This is a genomic window from Bradyrhizobium hereditatis, assembly GCF_020329435.1.
GTDB lineage: Bacteria > Pseudomonadota > Alphaproteobacteria > Rhizobiales > Xanthobacteraceae > Bradyrhizobium > Bradyrhizobium hereditatis.
On record NZ_JAGKJK010000013.1, the window covers coordinates 100937 to 119818 of the forward strand.

General features: G+C 62.9%; 18 protein-coding genes. 9 read left to right on the forward strand and 9 right to left on the reverse strand.

Annotated elements, in window-relative coordinates:
• Window positions 1-437: 437 nt before the first annotated feature.
• The 4 genes from J6524_RS27405 to J6524_RS27420 all read right to left on the reverse strand — a co-directional run bounded on the left by J6524_RS27405 (window position 438) and on the right by J6524_RS27420 (window position 3526).
• Entirely contained in the window at window positions 438-1610 is a 1173-nt protein-coding gene (locus J6524_RS27405) for a cytochrome P450 (protein ID WP_225676385.1), read from the reverse strand.
• A gap of 216 nt (window positions 1611-1826) precedes the next feature.
• Entirely contained in the window at window positions 1827-2594 is a 768-nt protein-coding gene (locus J6524_RS27410) for an SDR family NAD(P)-dependent oxidoreductase (protein WP_225676387.1), read from the reverse strand.
• A gap of 160 nt (window positions 2595-2754) precedes the next feature.
• Window positions 2755-3006, reverse strand: coding sequence for a hypothetical protein (locus J6524_RS27415; RefSeq protein ID WP_225676389.1), 252 nt, complete (start codon window positions 3004-3006; stop codon window positions 2755-2757).
• 265 nt (window positions 3007-3271) lie between these two features.
• The gene (locus J6524_RS27420; RefSeq protein ID WP_225676391.1) at window positions 3272-3526 is read right to left on the reverse strand and encodes a hypothetical protein; all 255 of its coding nucleotides are present in this window, start codon (window positions 3524-3526) and stop codon (window positions 3272-3274) included.
• A gap of 170 nt (window positions 3527-3696) precedes the next feature.
• On the opposite strand from J6524_RS27420, the gene J6524_RS27425 reads away from it, so the two are divergent.
• The gene (locus J6524_RS27425) at window positions 3697-4245 is read left to right on the forward strand and encodes a DUF2380 domain-containing protein (RefSeq protein WP_225676392.1); all 549 of its coding nucleotides are present in this window, start codon (window positions 3697-3699) and stop codon (window positions 4243-4245) included.
• Between the two features lie 71 nt (window positions 4246-4316).
• Here J6524_RS27425 and J6524_RS27430 read toward each other — a convergent pair whose 3' ends face one another.
• Entirely contained in the window at window positions 4317-4706 is a 390-nt protein-coding gene (locus J6524_RS27430) for a RidA family protein (RefSeq protein ID WP_225676394.1), read from the reverse strand.
• Window positions 4707-5095: 389 nt separating this feature from the next.
• Here J6524_RS27430 and J6524_RS27435 point away from each other — a divergent pair, with 389 nt between their 5' ends.
• Entirely contained in the window at window positions 5096-5536 is a 441-nt protein-coding gene (locus tag J6524_RS27435; RefSeq protein ID WP_225676396.1) for a hypothetical protein, read from the forward strand.
• Window positions 5537-5654: 118 nt separating this feature from the next.
• Complete coding sequence (locus tag J6524_RS27440; RefSeq protein WP_225676398.1) at window positions 5655-6200, forward strand: HD domain-containing protein; 546 nt, start codon at window positions 5655-5657, stop codon at window positions 6198-6200.
• 131 nt (window positions 6201-6331) lie between these two features.
• Here the strand turns inward: J6524_RS27440 and J6524_RS27445 are convergent, their stop codons facing one another.
• Window positions 6332-7681, reverse strand: coding sequence for a lytic murein transglycosylase (locus tag J6524_RS27445; RefSeq protein ID WP_225676400.1), 1350 nt, complete (start codon window positions 7679-7681; stop codon window positions 6332-6334).
• 330 nt (window positions 7682-8011) lie between these two features.
• Here J6524_RS27445 and J6524_RS27450 point away from each other — a divergent pair, with 330 nt between their 5' ends.
• From J6524_RS27450 to J6524_RS27470, 5 genes are all read left to right on the forward strand, one after another.
• The gene (locus J6524_RS27450) at window positions 8012-8884 is read left to right on the forward strand and encodes an FAD binding domain-containing protein (protein WP_225676402.1); all 873 of its coding nucleotides are present in this window, start codon (window positions 8012-8014) and stop codon (window positions 8882-8884) included.
• A gap of 15 nt (window positions 8885-8899) precedes the next feature.
• Complete coding sequence (locus J6524_RS27455; RefSeq protein WP_225676404.1) at window positions 8900-9376, forward strand: (2Fe-2S)-binding protein; 477 nt, start codon at window positions 8900-8902, stop codon at window positions 9374-9376.
• An 18-nt stretch (window positions 9377-9394) separates the two neighbouring features.
• The gene (locus J6524_RS27460) at window positions 9395-11668 is read left to right on the forward strand and encodes a xanthine dehydrogenase family protein molybdopterin-binding subunit (protein WP_225676406.1); all 2274 of its coding nucleotides are present in this window, start codon (window positions 9395-9397) and stop codon (window positions 11666-11668) included.
• Window positions 11669-11906: 238 nt separating this feature from the next.
• A complete protein-coding gene (locus J6524_RS27465) occupies window positions 11907-12482 on the forward strand; it encodes a DinB family protein (protein ID WP_376712085.1) in 576 nt (191 codons plus the stop codon).
• 518 nt (window positions 12483-13000) lie between these two features.
• Window positions 13001-13414, forward strand: a complete 414-nt coding sequence (locus J6524_RS27470; RefSeq protein WP_225676410.1) for a VOC family protein — start codon at window positions 13001-13003, stop codon at window positions 13412-13414.
• Between the two features lie 188 nt (window positions 13415-13602).
• Here J6524_RS27470 and J6524_RS27475 read toward each other — a convergent pair whose 3' ends face one another.
• The 3 genes from J6524_RS27475 to J6524_RS27485 form a co-directional block, all read right to left on the reverse strand.
• Entirely contained in the window at window positions 13603-13884 is a 282-nt protein-coding gene (locus tag J6524_RS27475) for a hypothetical protein (RefSeq protein ID WP_225676412.1), read from the reverse strand.
• 410 nt (window positions 13885-14294) lie between these two features.
• Window positions 14295-14540, reverse strand: coding sequence for a hypothetical protein (locus tag J6524_RS27480; RefSeq protein ID WP_225676414.1), 246 nt, complete (start codon window positions 14538-14540; stop codon window positions 14295-14297).
• A 1023-nt stretch (window positions 14541-15563) separates the two neighbouring features.
• The gene (locus J6524_RS27485) at window positions 15564-17009 is read right to left on the reverse strand and encodes a helix-turn-helix domain-containing protein (RefSeq protein ID WP_225676416.1); all 1446 of its coding nucleotides are present in this window, start codon (window positions 17007-17009) and stop codon (window positions 15564-15566) included.
• A 218-nt stretch (window positions 17010-17227) separates the two neighbouring features.
• Here J6524_RS27485 and J6524_RS27490 point away from each other — a divergent pair, with 218 nt between their 5' ends.
• A complete protein-coding gene (locus tag J6524_RS27490; RefSeq protein ID WP_225676418.1) occupies window positions 17228-18865 on the forward strand; it encodes an isocitrate lyase in 1638 nt (545 codons plus the stop codon).
• The last annotated feature ends 17 nt before the right edge of the window (window positions 18866-18882 follow it).

Here is an 18882-nt window from a genome sequence, read left to right on the forward strand (position 1 = left end):
GGCTTTCGCATTCTGCATGCCGGCGATCATCGCTGGTTTGCAAAATGGCGGGCAGCCAGATCAGCCTACGCCAAAGGGCTTACTCTTTGTCCTCGGTCCAACTGCGCTGGCCGCATCGGCATTCATAAATTCGGACGGTCATGCCATTGCGAGGGTTCATCATCTTGCGGACCAGCTTGGCTTGAGCTCCACATCGACATCTGAACCTGTCGCGGATTTCTGAATCCGACAGTTCGCTGCTCAAGGAATTCATGACTCTCTCCCCAGCCAGGGGAACCAAATGACTCAGCCGAGGCTGAATCCGTTCCGACAAGAACAGCGGTCCTTGCCTTACTTGAGTCTTCAGCATCCCTTGCCAGGTTCAAGCTATCGGCCGCTCTCGAGCGTTGCGACTTCACAACAGCGAGAGGTTACAGGAGATCGCAGCTGTTGCGCCCTCAGCTCGCATCCCACTTCACCGGCAGATTGAGCAGGCCGCGAAAAGCCCAGCCGCCGATCCGCACCGGCTCGCGCTCGTCCAGCCGCAAGTCCTTCAGCCGCGCGAACAGGCTCGGCAGCGCGACGTCGGCGACCATCGCGCGGGAGGCGAACGCGCCGGCGCAATAATGCGGCCCGGCGCCGAAGGCGATGCTCTTCTGGGTGTCGCGGGTAATGTCGAAACGATCCGGATCCGGAAAGCAGGCCTCGTCGCGGTTGGCGGAACCAAACATGAAGAACACGCGATCCTCCGGCTCGAAGTCGACGCCGCCAAATGTCCACGGCTTCGCAACGCGGCGCGGCGACATCTGGATGGGTGCAATCCAGCGCGCATATTCCTCGAACACATCGATCCACTTCGCTCTTCCCTCGCGCACCAGCGCGAGCTGCTCGGGATACGTCAGCAGCGCCCAGGTCGCGCCTGAGATCGCATCGCGCGGCTCGTTCTGCCCGCCGGAGATCGCCAGCTTGATGTTGGCGCGAATGCTGTCCATGTTCTGGCCGGCCGCGAGCAGCACGCTCAGGATCGAGGTGTTCGGGTGCTTCTTGACGACAGGGATCATGTCGTCGATTGCCGCGTCGATGCCGGCAGTGGCGGCGTGGCAGCGTGCCTCGACCTCTTTGTTGCCGGTGTAATTGGCGATGCCGTCGATCATCGCCTGCGACCACGCGTCCATGTCCTGGTAGCGCATGTTGGTCAGTCCCGTGATGTCCTTCAGGCATTCGGCCGACAGCGGCAGCGCGAACGCCTTGCACAGATCGGCTTCGCCCGTCGGCGTCAGTTCGTCGAGGATACGGTCGGCGTGGGCCTGAAACTGCCGGATCCAGGTGTCGCGCACCGTGCGCGGCGACACCGCCGGAAACATCGCCTGCCGCTCCGTCATGTGCGCTTCGCCGTCCTTGCGCATCATGTTGTGGCCCATTAGCAGGTTCATCAGCCCGTTCGGCTGATGCGAGGAGAACACGTCGATGCGCTTCTCCTGGGTGAAGATGTCGTCACGGCGGGTGAACACGGTCGAGCCGAGCTGCGGCACGAACGCGATCGGCGCTTCTTTGCGCATCCGCGCGAGCGCGGGATAGGGGTCGGCCCAGAAGGCAGGAATGTCGATGTCGAAATGCGGGGCGTTGGACATGGGAGCGGTCCACTACGGTGATCGGGAGTGATGAAACAGGATTGTCATTGCCGGGCCTGCCGCCTTCTAAAGCTTCGGCGGCCGAGCGCATCCTTGGCCCGGCGAAGCCTTGGCGGAGACGGCACCCGGCAATCCATCCCTTTCATGAAGATTCATTTTGAAGAGCGATGGATACGCACGTCAAGCCCGAGTATGACGAGTGGAGCAAGTGCACCATCACACCGCCCGATAGCCGCCGTCCACCATCACGATCGAGCCGGAGACATAGGCTGACAGATCGGAGGCGAGGAAGATCGCGGGGCCGACGATGTCCTCCGCGGTCCCGGGACGGCTGAGCGGGGTGTGATCCATGAATGTCTTCACCAGTTCCGGGTTGTTGGCGCGGGCGCTGGCGTTGAGCGGCGTTGCGATGAAGCCCGGGCCGATCGCATTGACGCGCACGCCTTCCTTGCCGAGTTCGGCGGCGAGCGCTTTGGTGAAGCCGAGCACGCCGTGTTTGGAGGCGGTGTAGGCGGGTGAGCTCGGCGTGCGCACATGCACGAAGGACTGGATCGAGCCGATATTGACGATGCGTCCCTTGCTGGCGCGCAGCGGCGGCAGGAACGCGTGCGTCACATTGAACACGCCGGTGAGATTGATCGCGATGATGTCTTCCCAGTCGCTGATCACGGCCTCCGCCGCGCCGAGCATGCCGTTGCGGCGGACGATGCCGGCATTGTTGACGAGGATCGAGACCTGGCCGACCTCGTCGGCGACCTGCTTCGCGATTTCGACGCAGTCCTCGCGCCTGGCTACGTCGAGCGCAAAGCTTTCGGCCTTGCCGCCGGCACCGCGGATTTCCTGCGCGGCCTCCGCCGCCGCTTTCTCCTCCCGATCGAGCAGCACGACACGCGCGCCCTCGCGGGCATAGCCGATCGCGATCGCGCGTCCGATGCCGGAGCCTGCGCCGGTGACGACGGCGATGTGATTTTCGAGAAGGGGCATGGCGCGTTTCCTCTTGCTTGGGTTTTGGCAGAGGATAGCAAGCGTGCCCGCGCGCACAAGGTGGTAGCGACCGTCGTAGGGCGGGTTAGCGAAGCGTAACCCGCCACAATATCACGCAAGAAAGGCGGATTACGCTCTCGCTAATCCGCCCTACGCATCTTTACAGCGTGCAGGTGCCCTTCTTGAGCATGTCGTCCTTTACAGCGAGCGCTGCGGCAAAGGTCGGGACCGGCTTGCTGACGGTCTTGTAGTTCGACGGGATCGGCTTGGTCGGAATGCTCTGGTCCCAGACCTGGCAGACGCCGGTGCCTTCCCAGCGGATCAAGTGAAAGGCGGCTTCGGCGGGGCTGGTCGCGGCAAGCGCGGTGAAGCCGATGCCGGCGGCGGCAGCAAGAGCGGTAACGCGAAGCATGAGAAAAATACTCCTGTCATGGAAGTGCGACGCCACGCTCCGCGGGGATTTATGGGAGCGGGCTCCCGGCCGGGGATGACCGGGCATTCCTTTGTTGTCACTGATGCGTGATTGGTTCAAAGGGCCCATGAAAAAGGCCGGCGCGTCATTCCCGCGCCGGCCTTTTCAGTTTGGCTGTAGCCCGCATGAGCGAAGCGACATGCGGGTAGATCGAGGTTGTAATCCCGGATATCGCTTGCGCTCATCCGGGCTACACAAGATCAACTCAGAACGCGCAGGTGCCGTTGCGCAGCAGACCGTCCTTGAACACCAGGGCGTCGACGAAGGTCGGCACTTCCGAGCCGACGAGCACAGTGAAATTGCCGGGATATGGCGCGGTCGGGATGCTCTGGTCCCAGATCTGGCAGAAGCCGGTATCCTGCCAGCGGATCAGGTGATAGGCGGCGTTCGCCGGGCTCGACGCGGTAAGCGCAGTGAAACCAACGGCGGCAACGGCGCAAAGGCCAAAAATACGATGCATCTTAAAATCTCCTGTTTGAACGCGGGATCTCAGTGCCCGGCTACCCCTTGAGTAGCGGGCATCGCGCGAAGGTTCAAAGATGCGGAGCGATGGAATGGGTTAGCGAAATCCTTACGCGCTGCTACAATTTGGCGGTTAGCGACAATTCCAGCGTTGGATGGAAGGAAGGCATGATGCAGACAGCAACGTCATCGCGCGTGTCACGCGCGCGTAGCCGCGCAAGGATCGTAGTGATGATGCTGTGCGCGGCGGCCGCATTGTCGTTTGCCTCGGGCGGATCGCCGGCCGCTGCGCCGATCGCCGTAGCGGTCGCGGATTTCGATTATTTCGACACGTCGGGAGAGGTCGTCGACCAGAGCGCAGAGCATCGCGCGCGCGTGGCGGCGTTTGCCGCGTTATTGCGCGACAATCTTTCGGCGCAGGGCGATTATCGCGTGGTCAGAATCGAATGCCCCGATCATCCCTGCACCGCCACCAGCATGTCGCAGGATCTTTTCATCGCCGCCGCACGCAAGGCCGGCGCGCGCCTCGTCATCTATGGCGGCATTCGCAAGATGAGCACGCTGGTGCAATGGGGCGAAATCCAGCTGCTCGATCTCGAAGCGGAGAAGCTTCTGATGCGGCGTACTGTGACGTTTCGCGGCGACAACGATGCCGCCTACCGCCACGCCGCCAATTTCGTCAGCGACACGCTGAAGGAAAGCATGCCGAAGCCGTAGGCCCCCGTAGGGTGGGTTAGGCGGAAGCCGTAACCCACCAACAATTGCAAGGCTGGCGGATTACGCTGTCGCTACCGGACCGGAATCTGCGCCACGCATTCGATCTCGATCAGCATCTTGGGATCAGGCAGCGCCTGCACCACGCAGGTCGTGCGGGCCGGGTAGGGCGCGGGGCCGAACGCCGACGCATACAGGACATTCATCGTCGCAACGTCGGAGGCGCGCGTCAGCAGCACGTTGACCTTGACGAGATCGCGGAATGTCGCGCCCGCTTCATCGAGCACGCGCTTGATGTTGGCGACGACGAAGCCGAACTGCGCCTCGAAACCGTCAGCCAGCGCGCCCTTGTCGTCAAAGCCCGGAATTCCCGAAACGAACAGCAAGTCGCCGACACGGGTTGCGAAGGAGAGCGGCGGGGCCTTGATGCCGGCGGGCGGAGCGAAGTGCTGGATCGGAGCCATGAGACACCTTCGTGAGGGTTCGTTGCCCTCCGAGCCTAACGCGCCGCTGCCTCGCTGGAAAGGCAGCGGCGCTGCGCCATACGACCCGCCGATAGCTCTGGAACAATGCGATGCGATATAGTCGCCGAACGAGATTGCCACGCGAATGACTAGCGCAAGACGAGCGCGGCAAAAGTAATGCAGTTCACAGGCGCAATCATTTTCATTCGCCTGCACCGAAATCTTTCGCACAGGACCGCCAGATTTTGATGAAATTGTGTCGTGCCCGGTGCTGCACGCTCGCGTGCTGCCTATCAATGCGCTTTTCCGATTCGCTCGATGGGGTACAATTGGCCGGTCACGACTCAATCGGCGCCGCCGGTCGCTCAATTCCCCTGGAGAAAAGATCCATGAAGATGCCATCCGCCCTCCGTGCCGCCGTGCTCGCGCTTGCGGCTTTCGCGGGCGTCACCCTGTCCTCCGCCGCGCGTGCTGACGAAGGTTTCGTGCAGCTCACGATCTACAAGGCGGGGTGGGTGATCGGCGGGTCCGGTGGCAGCGGCGTCCTGGATTTTCGCGGCCGGCGCTATCCGCTTTCGACCGGCGGCCTCGACTATGGTTTTGTGTTCGGCGGCTCGAAGACGATCCTGCGCGGCCGCGTCAGCAACATCTGGCGTCCCTCCGACGTCGCCGGCGTCTACGGCGCGGCCGGCGCAGGCCTCGCCATCGGCCGCGGCGCGCGCGCCATCGTGCTGACCAACCAGAAGGGCGCGGTCCTCGAATTGACCGGGCATCAGGTCGGCTTGATGGCGAACGCCGATCTCTCCGGCCTCGCCATCACGATGCGGTAATCCCCCTGTCGTCATTGCGAGCGTAGCGAAGCAATCCATGCCGCCATTTGCAGAAGGATGGATTGCTTCGTCGCTTGCGCTCCTCGCAATGACGCTGATCGAATGGTAGGCATCGGCAATGAACCGCGAAGAGCTAGCCGCCGCCTACACCGCACCCAACCGCCACTACCACAACCTCGCGCACATCGAAGACTGCCTCGCCGCGCTCGCACGCGTGGATAATCTTTCAGCGCGCGAGCGCGAAATCCTGTCGGAAGCGATCTGGTGGCATGATGTCGTCTACGACGCAACGCGCTCGGATAACGAAGAGCTCAGCGCGCAGCTCGCTGAACAGCATGTCCGCAAGGACATCCGCCAGGAAGTAGCCCGACTGATCCGCCTGACCAAGACGCACGACGTTGCGCCCGGCGATCGCCTCGGCGCCATCCTGATCTCGATTGATCTGAGCATTTTGGGCGCGGAGCCCGCGCGCTACGACGCCTACGCCGCTGCGATCCGGCAGGAGTTCATCCACGTGCCGGAGCGTGACTATCGCGCAGGCCGCTCCCGCGTCCTCCGCCACTTCGCAGCAAAGCCGGTGATCTTTCCCGATCCAACGTTCGCGGCGAAGTACGACCGGCAGGCCCGCGACAATCTCGCGCGCGAACTGGCGTCGCTAGGCTGACGAATCCGCGGTTATTTCCGCCGTCATCGCCCGGCTTTGACCGGGCGATCCAGCATTCTAGGCGGTCGCGATTGAATGGATGGGCCGCGGCGTACTGGATTCCCCGCTTTCGCGAGGAATAACGGCGGTGGCTACCGCGCCGCCGGCATCACCAGGCCCGCTGGCTGCGCCTGCACGCCGGGTCCGCGCATGCGCGCCAGCAATTCGGCCGTCGGCCAGGAATCCGCCGGCAAGCCGTATTTGATCTGCATCGCCTTCACTGCCGTACGGCTGAGCTGCCCCATGATGCCGTCGACCTTGCCGACATTGTAGCCGGCGCGCACCAGGAGCTGCTGCAACTCCTTCAGCTCGTTGAGCGACAGTTGCGCGACCGGCGCGGCCGGCTGCCGCATCGGCGGGGCGCCGGCGATGCGGGTGGCGAGGTAGGCTGCGGTGGTCGAATAGATCAGGGAGTTGTTCCACTCGGTATAGGCTGCGAAATTTGCGTACGCCAAAAATGCCGGTCCGGTGCGGCCCATCGGAAGCAGCAGCGAGGCCGGCAGGTCGTCGTTCGGCAGCGGCCGGCCGTCGGGATAGGTGACGCCGAGCTGCGCGAATTTTGCGCGCGGCAGTTTGATCGTGAGGTCCGCCTGATCCCACGGAAAATTCGCCGGGGCGCGCACTTCCTGCAGCCACGGCTCGCCGCGCCGCCATTTCAGTCCGTTGGCGATATAGTTCGCGGCCGAGCCGATCACGTCAGGCGCGCTGCGCAGGAGATTGCGATGGCCGTCGCCGTCATAGTCCACGGCATAGTTGAAATAGTGCGTCGGCAAAAACTGCATCTGCCCGAGCTCGCCGGCCCATGAGCCGATCATCTCAGATGCTGAGAGATCGCCGCGGTCGATGATCTTCAAAGCGGCGATGGTTTCCTTGCTGAACATCTCCGAGCGGCGGCAGTCATAGGCCAGCGACACCAGCGACGGCAGCGTATGCAATTTGCCGAGCTCGGCGCCAAAACTGCTCTCCAGTCCCCAGAACGCGGCGATCACCGCCGGCGGCACGCCATATTCCTTCTCGGCGCGGGCGAACGCCGCCGCATGCATTCGGATTCGCGCCTGCGCGTTCTTTGCCGCGCCGTCGGACGCCCGGTTTCGTGAGAACTCGGTGAACATCTGGCCGAATACGCGCTGGCCGCGGTCGCGGTTGACGATGCTCTGGTCGTAGGTGAGGTACGGCGCGGCCTCCGCCAGCGCACGCTGCGACACGCCTTCCGCGGCGGCCTGCTGCTTCAACTCGGCAAGGAAGCGGTCGAACGACATGCCATTGTGACAGGCCGCCGCGCGAGGCGCGCGCGGAGCGGCGGCCGATGGCTGCTGACCGGGTGCGGGCGCGACCGCAGGTCTCGGTGCGGGACGGGTGGGTGCGGGGGCTTGTTGGGCGATGGCGAGGGATGAAAGGAATAGGGACGCGGTGGCAGCAAGCAGAAGTCTGTGAAGCGGCATCAAGGTCCCCGCGAAAATCGTGAATCCGAAGCCAAGTTTTAGACCGGCAAGCCGCGTTAGCCAACGGGCCGGCTTCGTAGCCCGCATGAGCGAAGCGATATGCGGGGCCGCTGGTCCCGCATATCGCTGGCGCTCATGCGGGCTACGGCTCTCCGCCTCGGAGCAATCGCCGCGCAAGCCCCGCCCCGCGCATAGGAGCCCGCCGTATCAACCCGGTCTCGCAGGCTGTTCCAACCGCCTCCCGCCGTGTAGGCTTGGCGCGCACTGCCGGGCCGGCATAAGGCCATCGCCCATATGGCGGGCAGGAATAAGGGAGATGGCGGAAAGACCATGACGGAACTCCGATACCTCGCGCCCGAAACGCTTGATGAAGCGGTCGGCGCATTTGCCAAAGCCGGCAGCGCCGCGCGCATCCTGGCCGGCGGCACCGATCTTCTGGTGCAGATGCGATCCGGCATTTTGAAGCCCGGCGTGATCGTCGACATCAAGAAAATCCCCGAGATGACCGCGATCGAGGAGACCGCCGATGGCGGCTTTCGCATCGGCGCCGCGGTCTCCGGCATGGCGCTTGCGGAACACGGCAAGTTCGGCAAGGTCTGGCCCGGCGTGCTGGAGGCGGTCAACCTGATCGGCTCCAAGCAGGTGCAGGGCAGGGCGTCCGCGGGCGGCAATCTCTGCAACGGCTCGCCCGCCGGCGACAGCGTGCCGGCGATGGTCGCAGCCGGCGCGATCGTCACCATCCAGGGCCCGGACGGCCGCCGCGAGATGAAGGTGGAGGACGTCCCGGCCGGCCCCGGCCGCACCCACCTGAAGCCGGGCGAGATCCTGGTCAGCTTCAAACTGCCGCCACGACCGCCAGCCTCCAGCGATGCTTATTTGCGCATGATCCCGCGCACCGAAATGGACATCGCCGTGGTCGGCTGCGGCGTCAGCCTCACGATGAAGGACGGCACCGTCACATCAGCCCGCGTCGGCCTCGGCGCAGTCGCGCCGACCGTGCTGCTGGTCGAAGACGCTGCGAAAGCGCTGATCGGAAGCAAGCTCGACGACGCCGCGCTCGCGAAAGCGGCCGCAGCCTGCTCCGCCGCCTGCCGCCCGATCGACGACAAGCGCGGCACCATCGCCTACCGCACCAAGGTGGCAGGCGTGCTGCTCAAGCGCACCGCCACGATCGCCGCCCAACGAGCGACCCAGAAGAACTGAATTCGGAAGAACTCAATGGCCAAAGTTCACGTCACCACCACCATCAATGGCGAGCCGATGGAATTTTTGTGCGAGCCAAACGATACCATGCTCGACGCGCTGCGCGGGCCGCTGGGACTGACCGGCTCCAAGGAAGGCTGCGCCTCCGGCGACTGCGGCGCCTGCTCGATCACGCTTGATGATCGGCTGGTCTGCTCCTGCCTGATGCTCGCGGTCGAATCCGAAGGTCACGAAATCAGAACCATCGAAGGCATGGCGCAAGGCGACAGGCTGCATCCGCTGCAGCAGAAATTTCTGGAGATGGCGGCTCTTCAGTGCGGCATCTGCACCTCGGGCATGCTGGTCGCCTCCGATGCGCTCTTGAAGAAGAACCCCGATCCGACCGAAGAGGAAGTCCGCTTCTGGCTCGCCGGCAATCTCTGCCGGTGCACCGGCTATGACAAGATCGTCCGGGCGGTGATGGAAACCGCCGCCGAAATGCGCGCGCAATAAATTGCGGGAGACAGCCCAATGAACGTCGTCACCAACAACAAATGGATCGGCCAGCGCACCATCCGTCCTGACGGCATGGACAAGGTCACCGGCCGCGCGCAGTTCGCCGCCGACACCACCATGCCCGGCATGATCTGGGGCAAGATCCTGCGCAGCCCGCACCCACATGCGCGCATCAGATCGATCGACACCTCCAAGGCCGAGAAGCTGCCGGGCGTCAAAGCCGTCGTCACCTCGAAGGACATCGTCGATTTCCCGATCGAGAAGGGCGCCGTCATGCTCGGCATCCAGGACATGCGCTGGATGTGCCGCAACGTGATGGCGCGCGACAAGGCGCTGTTTCCCGGCCACCCCGTCGCAGCGGTTGCCGCCACCACCGAGGCGATCGCGGCGGAAGCCTGCAATCTGATCGAGGTCGATTACGAGGTGCTGCCCTGGGCGATCGAGATCGAGGATGCCTTGAAGCCCGATGCACCGATCCTGCACGAGTTCAACAAGTGGGAGGGCAAGCCCTCCAACATCGTCGGCCGCCTCGAGCACAAGAAGGGTGACATCGAGCAAGGCTTCAAGCAGGCTGACATCGTCATCGAGCGCACCTTCACCACGCGCCCGGTGCACCAGGGCTATATCGAGCCGCATGCCTGCCTGATCTCGGTGGCGCCAGACGGCAAGACCACGATCTGGAGCTCCAGCCAGGGCCAGTTCATGGTGCGCGCGATGACGGCCCATCTCACCGGCATCCCGCAGAGCGACATCCGCGCCATCCCCGCCGAGATCGGCGGCGGCTTCGGCGGCAAGACCATCGTCTATCTCGAGCCGGTCGCGACGCTGCTGGCAAAGAAATCCGGCCGCCCGGTGAAGATGGTGATGACGCGCGAGGAAGTGATGCGCGCGACCGGCCCGACATCAGGCTCGAAGAGCACGGTGAAGATCGGCGCGACCAAGGACGGCAAGATCGTCGCCGCGCACGGCACGTTCTATCTGCAGGCCGGCGCCTTCCCGGGCTCGCCGATCCGCGGCGCGGCCGGGTGTAGCTTCACGCCCTATGACATCCCGAACCTGCTCTCCGAAGGGTATGACGTCTGCTCCAACCGCTCCAAGGTCGCGGCCTATCGCGCGCCGGGCGCGCCGATCGGCGCCTATGCGGTCGAATGCGTGCTAGATGAAGTCGCTGAAGCCCTGAAGATGGACCCGCTCGACTTCCGCGCCAAGAACGCCGCCAAGGAAGGCACCAAAGCCGCCCACGGCCCGGTGTTCCCGCGCATCGGCTATCTCGAGACGGTGGAAGCCGCGAAGGCCTCGCCGCATTACGCCGCGCCGCTCGGCGATGGCAACGGCAAGCTCAGGGGAAGGGGCGTCGCTTCCGGCTTCTGGTTCAACGCCGGCGGTGAATCCTCCGCGCAGGTCAACATCACCGAGGACGGCAACGTCGTCGTCACCACGGGCCATCCTGATATCGGCGGCTCGCGCGCCGGCATCGCCAACATCTGTGCCGAACTTCTTGGAATTGATTACCGCCGCGTCTCCGTCATCATCGGCGATACGCAGACGGTCGGCTTCTCCAACCTGACCGGCGGCAGCCGCGTGCTGTTCGCGTCCTCGATGGTGGTGACGCAGTCGACCGAAAAGATCATCCAGACCTTGCGCGAGCGCGCGGCAAAGATCTGGAACATCGATCCCGAAGCGGTGAAATGGGAGAACGGCGCGGCGCATCCGGTGAGCCCGAACGCCGGCCAGTTCGAGCCGCTGACGCTGGAAGAGCTCGCCGACAAGGCGCCCGCGATGGGCGGACCCATTGGGGCCGGCGTGCAGCTCAACACGCAAGGCGCCGACGGCGGCTTCGGCACCCATGTCTGCGACGTCGAGGTCGATGTCGATCTCGGCATCGCGCGCGTGATCCGCTACACCGCCGTGCAGGATGTCGGCCGCGCCATCCACCCCGGCTATGTCGAGGGCCAGCTCCAGGGCGGCGTTGCACAAGGCATCGGCTGGGCGCTGAACGAGGAATATATCTACACGAAGGAAGGCAAGGTCGATAACCCCGGCTTCCTCGACTATCGCATGCCTGTTTGCTCGGACCTTCCGATGATCGACTGCATCATGGTCGAGATCCCGAATCCAAAACACCCGCAGGGCGTCAAGGGCGTCGGCGAAGTGCCGCTGGTGCCGGTGATGGCCGCGGTGGCGAACGCGATCTACAATGCGCTGGGCAAACGGTTCTACGCCCTGCCGATGTCACCGCCGAAGGTGCTGGAGAAGCTGGACGAGCCGATACGGCAGGCGGCGGAGTAGGACGCAGGATTCGTAGGATGGGTAGAGCGCAGCGAAACCCATCAACTGTCGCCAATCGGATGAAGTGATGGGTATCGCTTCGCTCCACCCATCCTACGCACTGTCCGAGCCGACGCGGCAGGCGGCGGAGTAGGGACTTGTAGGGTGGGTTAGCCGAAGGCGTAACCCACCGTTCTTGCCACGGACTACGGCGGATTACGCTTTCGCTAATCCGCCCTACAACATTGCAGAACCGGCAATGCAAATGAGCGACGTGCTTCCCTTCCGCGCCATGGCGTACAACAACGCCTGGGCAAATCACCGGCTGCTCACCGCCTGTCTCGCGTTGTCGCCGGATGAATTCACCGCGAAGCGAACCGGCTTCTTTCCGAGCCTGCGCGCCACGCTCAATCACATCCTGATCATCGACCACTTCTACGTCGACGCGATGGAAGGCGGCACGCTCGGACCCGCCGCCTTTGCGAACGACGAACCCTGTGCAACGGTTGCCGCGTTAAAGGAAGCGCAGGCCGCAGTTGATCGACGCTTGCTCAATGTCGTTGAAGCGCTCGACGCCGCCGGATTGCAGCGCATCGTCTCCGTGCATCGAGAAACCTCCATCCAGCGCGAACGAATGGACCGCTTGCTCCTGCATCTGTTCCAGCATCAGGTGCATCACCGCGGCCAGGCTCACTGCATGCTGAGCGGCACGTCGGTAAGCCCGCCGCAGCTCGACGAGTTCTTCTCAGCAGGTGAAGCGCCGCTGCGGGCAAAGGAGTTCGAGGAACTCGGTTGGACGGAGGAGCGGATCTGGGGCGAGTTTGAACCGAAGTAGCAAGTGTAGCCCCGGGTGAGCGAAGGGCTGTAGGGCGGATTGGCGAAAGCGTATCCGCCGTATCTACATCCGCACACTTGGCGGCGGATTACGCTGACGCTAATCCGCCCTACAGCATGTCACCGGAAGATCAGCCAGCCCAGCGGGATCAGCACACATAGCGTCAACGTGATCCCGAGCATCAGTCGCCCAAACCTCTCCACCGACGAAATCTGCGAAGGATCGCGATCCGGCTGACGATCCAGTCAGCGGCGGAAGAGCGCAAGCGGCCAACCGACCAGCCAGCCGATGAGACGTAAAACGCCTTCAAGCGAATCCATTGACCGAACACTCTGTTCTCCCACGAGGAGGTAGCCTATTCTGTATACAATTAACGATTGATAAGCCGTTGCCCCGGATGGGCGGCTTGTGCGCCGTAGCTCGAAAAGCGGAGGCGGAAGCGACATTCGGGGCCTTCATGGTCACTTCCCGAATGTCGCTGCGCTCATGCGGGCGACGCGTCGAATGTGAAAGCCGTCATGACCGATCAGAACACACCCGCCACCTCACCCTTCCAGTCCATCCGCGCCGTCGACTACACCGTCATCTTCGTGCGCGACATGGCCGCGATGCGCCGCTTCTATGAGGGCGTGCTTCGTTTTCCGCTGACGCGCGAATTGTCGGCGGGGTGGATCGAATATCAGATCGGCGGCAACACGCTCGCGCTGGCGCGGCCGAGCCGGACGGCGAAGGATGCGCCGACGCCGAAGGGGAGCGCTTCGCTGCAGCTTGCGTTCAAGGTTGCCGCTGAGGATGTCGATCGCTGCGCCGAGGAATTGCTGCGGCATGGCGTCGATCTATTGGAGCCGCCGACCAACCAGCCCTTCGGGCATCGCACGCTGTTCTTCAGGGATCCCGATGGGAATCTGCTGGAGATGTATGCGGAGATTTGAGTCTGTCAGACCTCATCCTGAGGAGCCTGCGAAGCAGGCGTCTCGAAGGATGAATGGCACCAGCGGGGCCACGTCGCCTCAATTCAACGTCAGAAGCAGTAGGGCGGATTAGCGCAGCGTAATCCGCCGCGTGTGTGCGACAAGGTCGGTAGGTTACGCTTCGCTAACCCACCCTACGGCACCTCACTTTAATTCAGCGTCACCCACACCAGGTTGACGTCGCTGTGACACGTATTGCAGTGCGCCGGCTGATTGAACGTGTTGGCGAGCTGCCATTCCTGCGCTTCGTTGCTCCATTGCGCTGTCGCGTGGCAGATGATGTCATCGGAGCCGCAGGCGGCGCAGACAGGCGTGGAACGGGCGGCGCGATTGATCACCACGCGCTCGATCGGCTGCGGTTGCGGCCGGTCCGGCGCCATCAGGTCCTGGACGATTTCGAACGGGTTCATCAGCTTGACGCGTCGCAACATCGGTTTGCATCCACTTTTTGCGAGTCGAGATTCGCTTGTTTCAAACTAGCGAATCACCCCGGCCGTTCCATCGCCAAATTGCGCAATCCCCGGGATTTAACTTTGTCATTTCGAAGAAGATTCGCGCAAGCCGCCGGCTGAAAAGTCATCCGGGTGTTGACGTATCGCAACACGTTTGGGGGCAAGGGGGCTTACGCTTCGATGGCACATCCGTAAAACCCCGGAGAGATTCCCGGATGCCCGGCTTCACCACGCGACTGTTAGCGCTCGCCTGCGTCGCGCTGCTGCTGCTCGCTGCCACCAGTTGCTTCGCGCAGGCGCTCGAAGGCTCATTCAGCGCCGGTGGTGAGGTAGGGCGTGCAGCAATGCGAAGCGGCCCGGCAGGAATTCCGGGCCGCGCTATCGGAAAATCAGTACTTCTTCTTCGCCGCAGATCCGGTTGTCGTCTGCTTGCCGGGCGCGCTCTCCGAACGGCCCTTCGCGGTCTTCTTCTGATGTCCCGGAGCGTATTCCGACGCACCCGGCGCCGTCGATTTCGTGCTCTTCTGCATCTTCTGTCCGGGAGCGTATTCGGAGGAGCCCGGAGATTTCGTGCCTTGCGCAAACGCCGAGGTCGCAAGCAGTACGGTCGAAACAGTGATCAATGTCTTCAGCATATGTTTCTCCTGTTGCAGAGGACCAAGCAACGCTTCGCCCACCATGATGTTCCGCTTTTTCCCGTCTATAGTTGCAGAGCAATGCTGATGAACATGCCTTCATCTTCCGCCAAATCGCATCTTGAGAAGGCGCGCCGGTCCGACATGTGAGGCCCCGCGCCTGACTATCCGATGGGCAAATCACTTCTGATTTTCAGAAATCGTGTCAAGCCCAAGAATTGCTGAGAATCAAAAATATTCCGCTTTCGTTCTCACCCAAATCAGCGGCATAACTGCGTCCGTCTCGCCGCAAGATGAGGGGCGCTCGCGAACGTCAGGAACGCGCGGTGAGATGCGATGGACGTAGATGGCGCGAGAGACGTTGCGCGCCGGAGGCGTACGGTGAAGTCGTGTGGTTCTGGCGCCGTGGTGCTGGCGTTAAGTCCGAGAGAAGCGAAAGCGTCTTGCGGGCGACGGAGGCAAAAGAGCCGTTCTCCGGGAAGAGCACGAAGTAAGCCGTAAAGCCATTGCGCAGGGAAGGCCGGGATGCTTCCGCCGAACCTGTATGCTCGTGTGCGTGCTTTTTGCGCATAATTGCACACGAGACCGCGGGTGCGGCGCGCACCCGGTCTTCCCTGCGCCCTCTGATTTTTGATGGGGGTGAAGAGTTCAAATCACAACTCGCGCAGATGATGCGGCGAGATCGCGAACTGTATTTAAACGTCGTCGTCAACGCATGCGAGCGTTCTTCTTGAAGCGCTTTTCTGAAGTTATTCTACCCTATCGCCCCAACGCATACTGCGCTCTCTCCCCCCTTGCGGGGGAGGGCTGGGGAGAGGGGTAAGCCACGAGCACCGCCGTTGCCGCCACCCCTCTCCCTAACCCTCTCCCGCAAGGGGAGAGGGAACGCACCTGTCGCGCACGACTAGCTATGATTGAGCTGATAAGCCGCGGCGTACTGGATGCCCCGCCGGAGCCTGTCATCGGGCGCGCATTCGCGCGACCCGGTGGCGGGGCATGACGAGTTATGTTGGGGCGAGCGCCTCACAACTCCCGTGCATTCGAGAACACAAACGACGAAAGCCGCCGCGTGTTCTCGTCCAGGATCAGCGTGCGCGTGATCGGCGGCTCGGCGCGCTGGCTGCAGTTTTCGCGTTCGCAGAGCCGGCAGTTGACGCCGATCGGCGTGCCCTCGGCCTTCTCCAGATCCATCCCGGCGGCATAGACGAGCTTCGAGGCATGGCGGATTTCGCACCCCAAACCGATCGCAAAGCGCGGCTGCGGGTGCGGGTGCGGCGCGATCGGCCGGCGCACCATCTGCGCGATCGAGAAGTAGCGCGTGCCGTCGGGCAGTTCGATCACCTGCTTGAGCAAGCGGTCCGGCGTGTCGAAGGTCGAATGCACGTTCCACAGCGGGCAGGTGCCGCCGAATTTCGAGAACGGGAACGTGCCGGAGGAAAATCGCTTGGAGACGTTGCCCGCATTGTCGACGCGCAGCAGGAAGAACGGCACGCCGCGCGCGTTCGGCCGCTGCAGCGTGGTGAGGCGGTGGCAGACCTGTTCGAAGCCGGCATTGAAGCGCTGCGCCAGCACATGCACATCATAGTTCAGGTTTTCCGCCGCGCTGTGGAACGGCTGATAGGGCATCATCACGGCGGCGGCAAAATAATTCGCGAGCGTAATCCGGTAGAGCCGGCGCGGCGTGTCGTCGAGCGGGCCGGCGCGGCTGACGATGCCGTCAATGGCAGCGCCGCATTCGGCAAGCCCGATCTGCAGCGCAAGTTGAAAGGCGCGGCCCGAGCCGTCGACCAGTTCGGAAATCAGAAGTTGCCGGCGATGACGGTCGAACCGCCGCAGCGTCTCGCGCATCACGTCGACAGGCATGATGCGGGTGACGATCGAGTGCTTTTCGCGCAGTCGTGCCGCAAGCGCAGCGAACAATTCCTCGGCGGAGACGTTGAGCTCGTCGCGCAAATTCTCCGCGGCCTGCTCAAGCTCGGGGAAGTAATTGCGGTTGGCCTCGATCAGGTCGCGCACGCGCTCGATCGGGTTGGCCTCGAAGCGGGCGCCCTCGTCGCGGTCGGCCATTTGGGCCGCGACCAGCGTCTCGCCGCGGCGTGCCTCGGTATAGGCGGCGTAGAGCCGCTGCAGAGAGTGCGTCACGCCCGGGCAGAGTTCGGCGAGGTCGCGCAGTTCCTGCTTCGGCACGTCAATCTGGCGGAACAGCGGATCGGAGAAGATCTCGTTGAGCTCGGCGAAGAACCGATCCTCATCGGCGGTTGCAAGATCGCGCAGATCGAGATCATAGGTCTCCGCCAGCCGCAGCAGGATCTGCGCCGTCACCGGCCGCTGGTTCCGCTCTATCAGGTTGATATAGCTCGGAGAAATCCCGAGCCCCTCGGCGATCTGGGTCTGCGACAGGCCAAGCTGCTGGCGGATGCGCCGGAAGCGGGGGCCTACGAAAAGCTTCTTTCCGGTATCGGCGGGCATGGCAGGGTTCCTGACCCGTTTGTGACAAAAATTACAAAGTTACATTTGATACAAGTACCTATGTTACATGACATCACCAATAGAAAACAAGGCGTCTATACGAATTTCTGTTTTTCGCGTTTACCTCTCGACACGCATTTCGCAATGCACTGTTAAGAATGTCGAAGCGTGGCAATGAAAAGCGCCACAGATTTGTCGGCACTGAAAGGATTACGCACATGAACTACCAGCCACGTGGGCTCAGTGACCGGGCTACCCAGCAACCGGCCTCCTATCTGAGCGAGATCAAGGCCGCTGAGGCGCTGCTCGAGACCAAGCCGACCTGGAACGGCGTCACCGCCGAAGCCGTGGCGCGCATGCGTCTGCAGAACCGCTTCAAGACCGGCCTGGACATCGCGCGGTACACCGCGGCGCTGATGCGCGCCGATATGGCTGCCTATGACGCGGATCCCACCAAGTACACCCAGTCGCTCGGTTGCTGGCATGGCTTCATCGCGCAGCAGAAGCTGATTTCGGTCAAGAAGCATTTCGGCACGACCGATCGCCGCTATCTGTATCTCTCCGGCTGGATGATCGCCGCGCTGCGCTCCGAGTTCGGACCGCTGCCCGACCAGTCGATGCACGAGAAGACCTCGGTGCCGGCGCTGATCGAAGAGCTCTACACCTTCCTCCGTCAGGCGGATTCCCGTGAACTCAACGATATTTTCCGCGCCCTCGACGCTGCCCGCAAGGAAGGCGACAAGGCGAAGGAAAAGGCGCTGATCGAGAAGATCGACAACTTCCAGACCCATGTCGTGCCCGTCATCGCCGACATCGACGCTGGCTTCGGCAATGCGGAGGCGACCTATCTGCTCGCCAAGAAGATGATCGAGGCGGGTGCGTGCGCCCTGCAGATCGAAAATCAGGTCTCCGACGAAAAGCAGTGCGGCCACCAGGACGGCAAGGTGACCGTGCCGCACGAGGTGTTCCTGGCGAAGATTCGTGCCTGCCGCCATGCTTTCCTCGAGCTCGGCGTCGAAGACGGCATCATCGTGACCCGCACCGACTCGCTCGGCGCCGGCCTCACGCAGCAGATTGCCGTCAGCCATAAGCCGGGCGACATCGGCGATCAGTACAACAGCTTCCTGGATTGCGAGGAAGTGACGGCCGCCACGGCCCGGAACGGCGATGTCATCATCAACCAGAACGGCAAGATGATGCGTCCGAAGCGGCTTGCCAGCAACCTCTACCAGTTCCGTCCTGGCACTGGCGAAGATCGCTGCGTGCTCGACTGCATCACCTCGCTGCAGAACGGCGCCGATCTCTTGTGGATCGAGACCGAGAAGCCGCATATCGAGCAGATCGCCAAGATGGTCGACCGCATTCGCGAGGTGATTCCGAACGCGAAGCTGGCCTACAACAACTCGCCCTCGTTTAACTGGACGCTCAACTTCCGTTGGCAGGTGTACGATGCGATGAAGGAAGCCGGCAAGGACGTCAGCAAGTACAATCGCGCCGAGCTGATGAAGCCGGAATACGACGACACGCCGCTGGCCATTGAAGCCGACGAGCGCATCCGCACGTTCCAGGCCGATTCAGCAAAGCGTGCTGGCATCTTCCACCACCTGATCACGTTGCCGACCTATCACACGGCAGCTCTGTCGACTGACAATCTCGCGAGGGAGTATTTCGGCGAGCAGGGCATGCTGGGCTATGTGAAGAATGTTCAGCGCCAGGAGATCCGTCAGGGCATCGCCTGCGTCAAGCATCAGAACATGGCCGGCTCCGATATCGGCGACGATCACAAGGAATATTTCGCCGGCGAGGCCGCTCTGAAGGCGGGCGGCGTCCACAACACGATGAACCAGTTCGGCTAAGAACCAGTTCGGCTAAC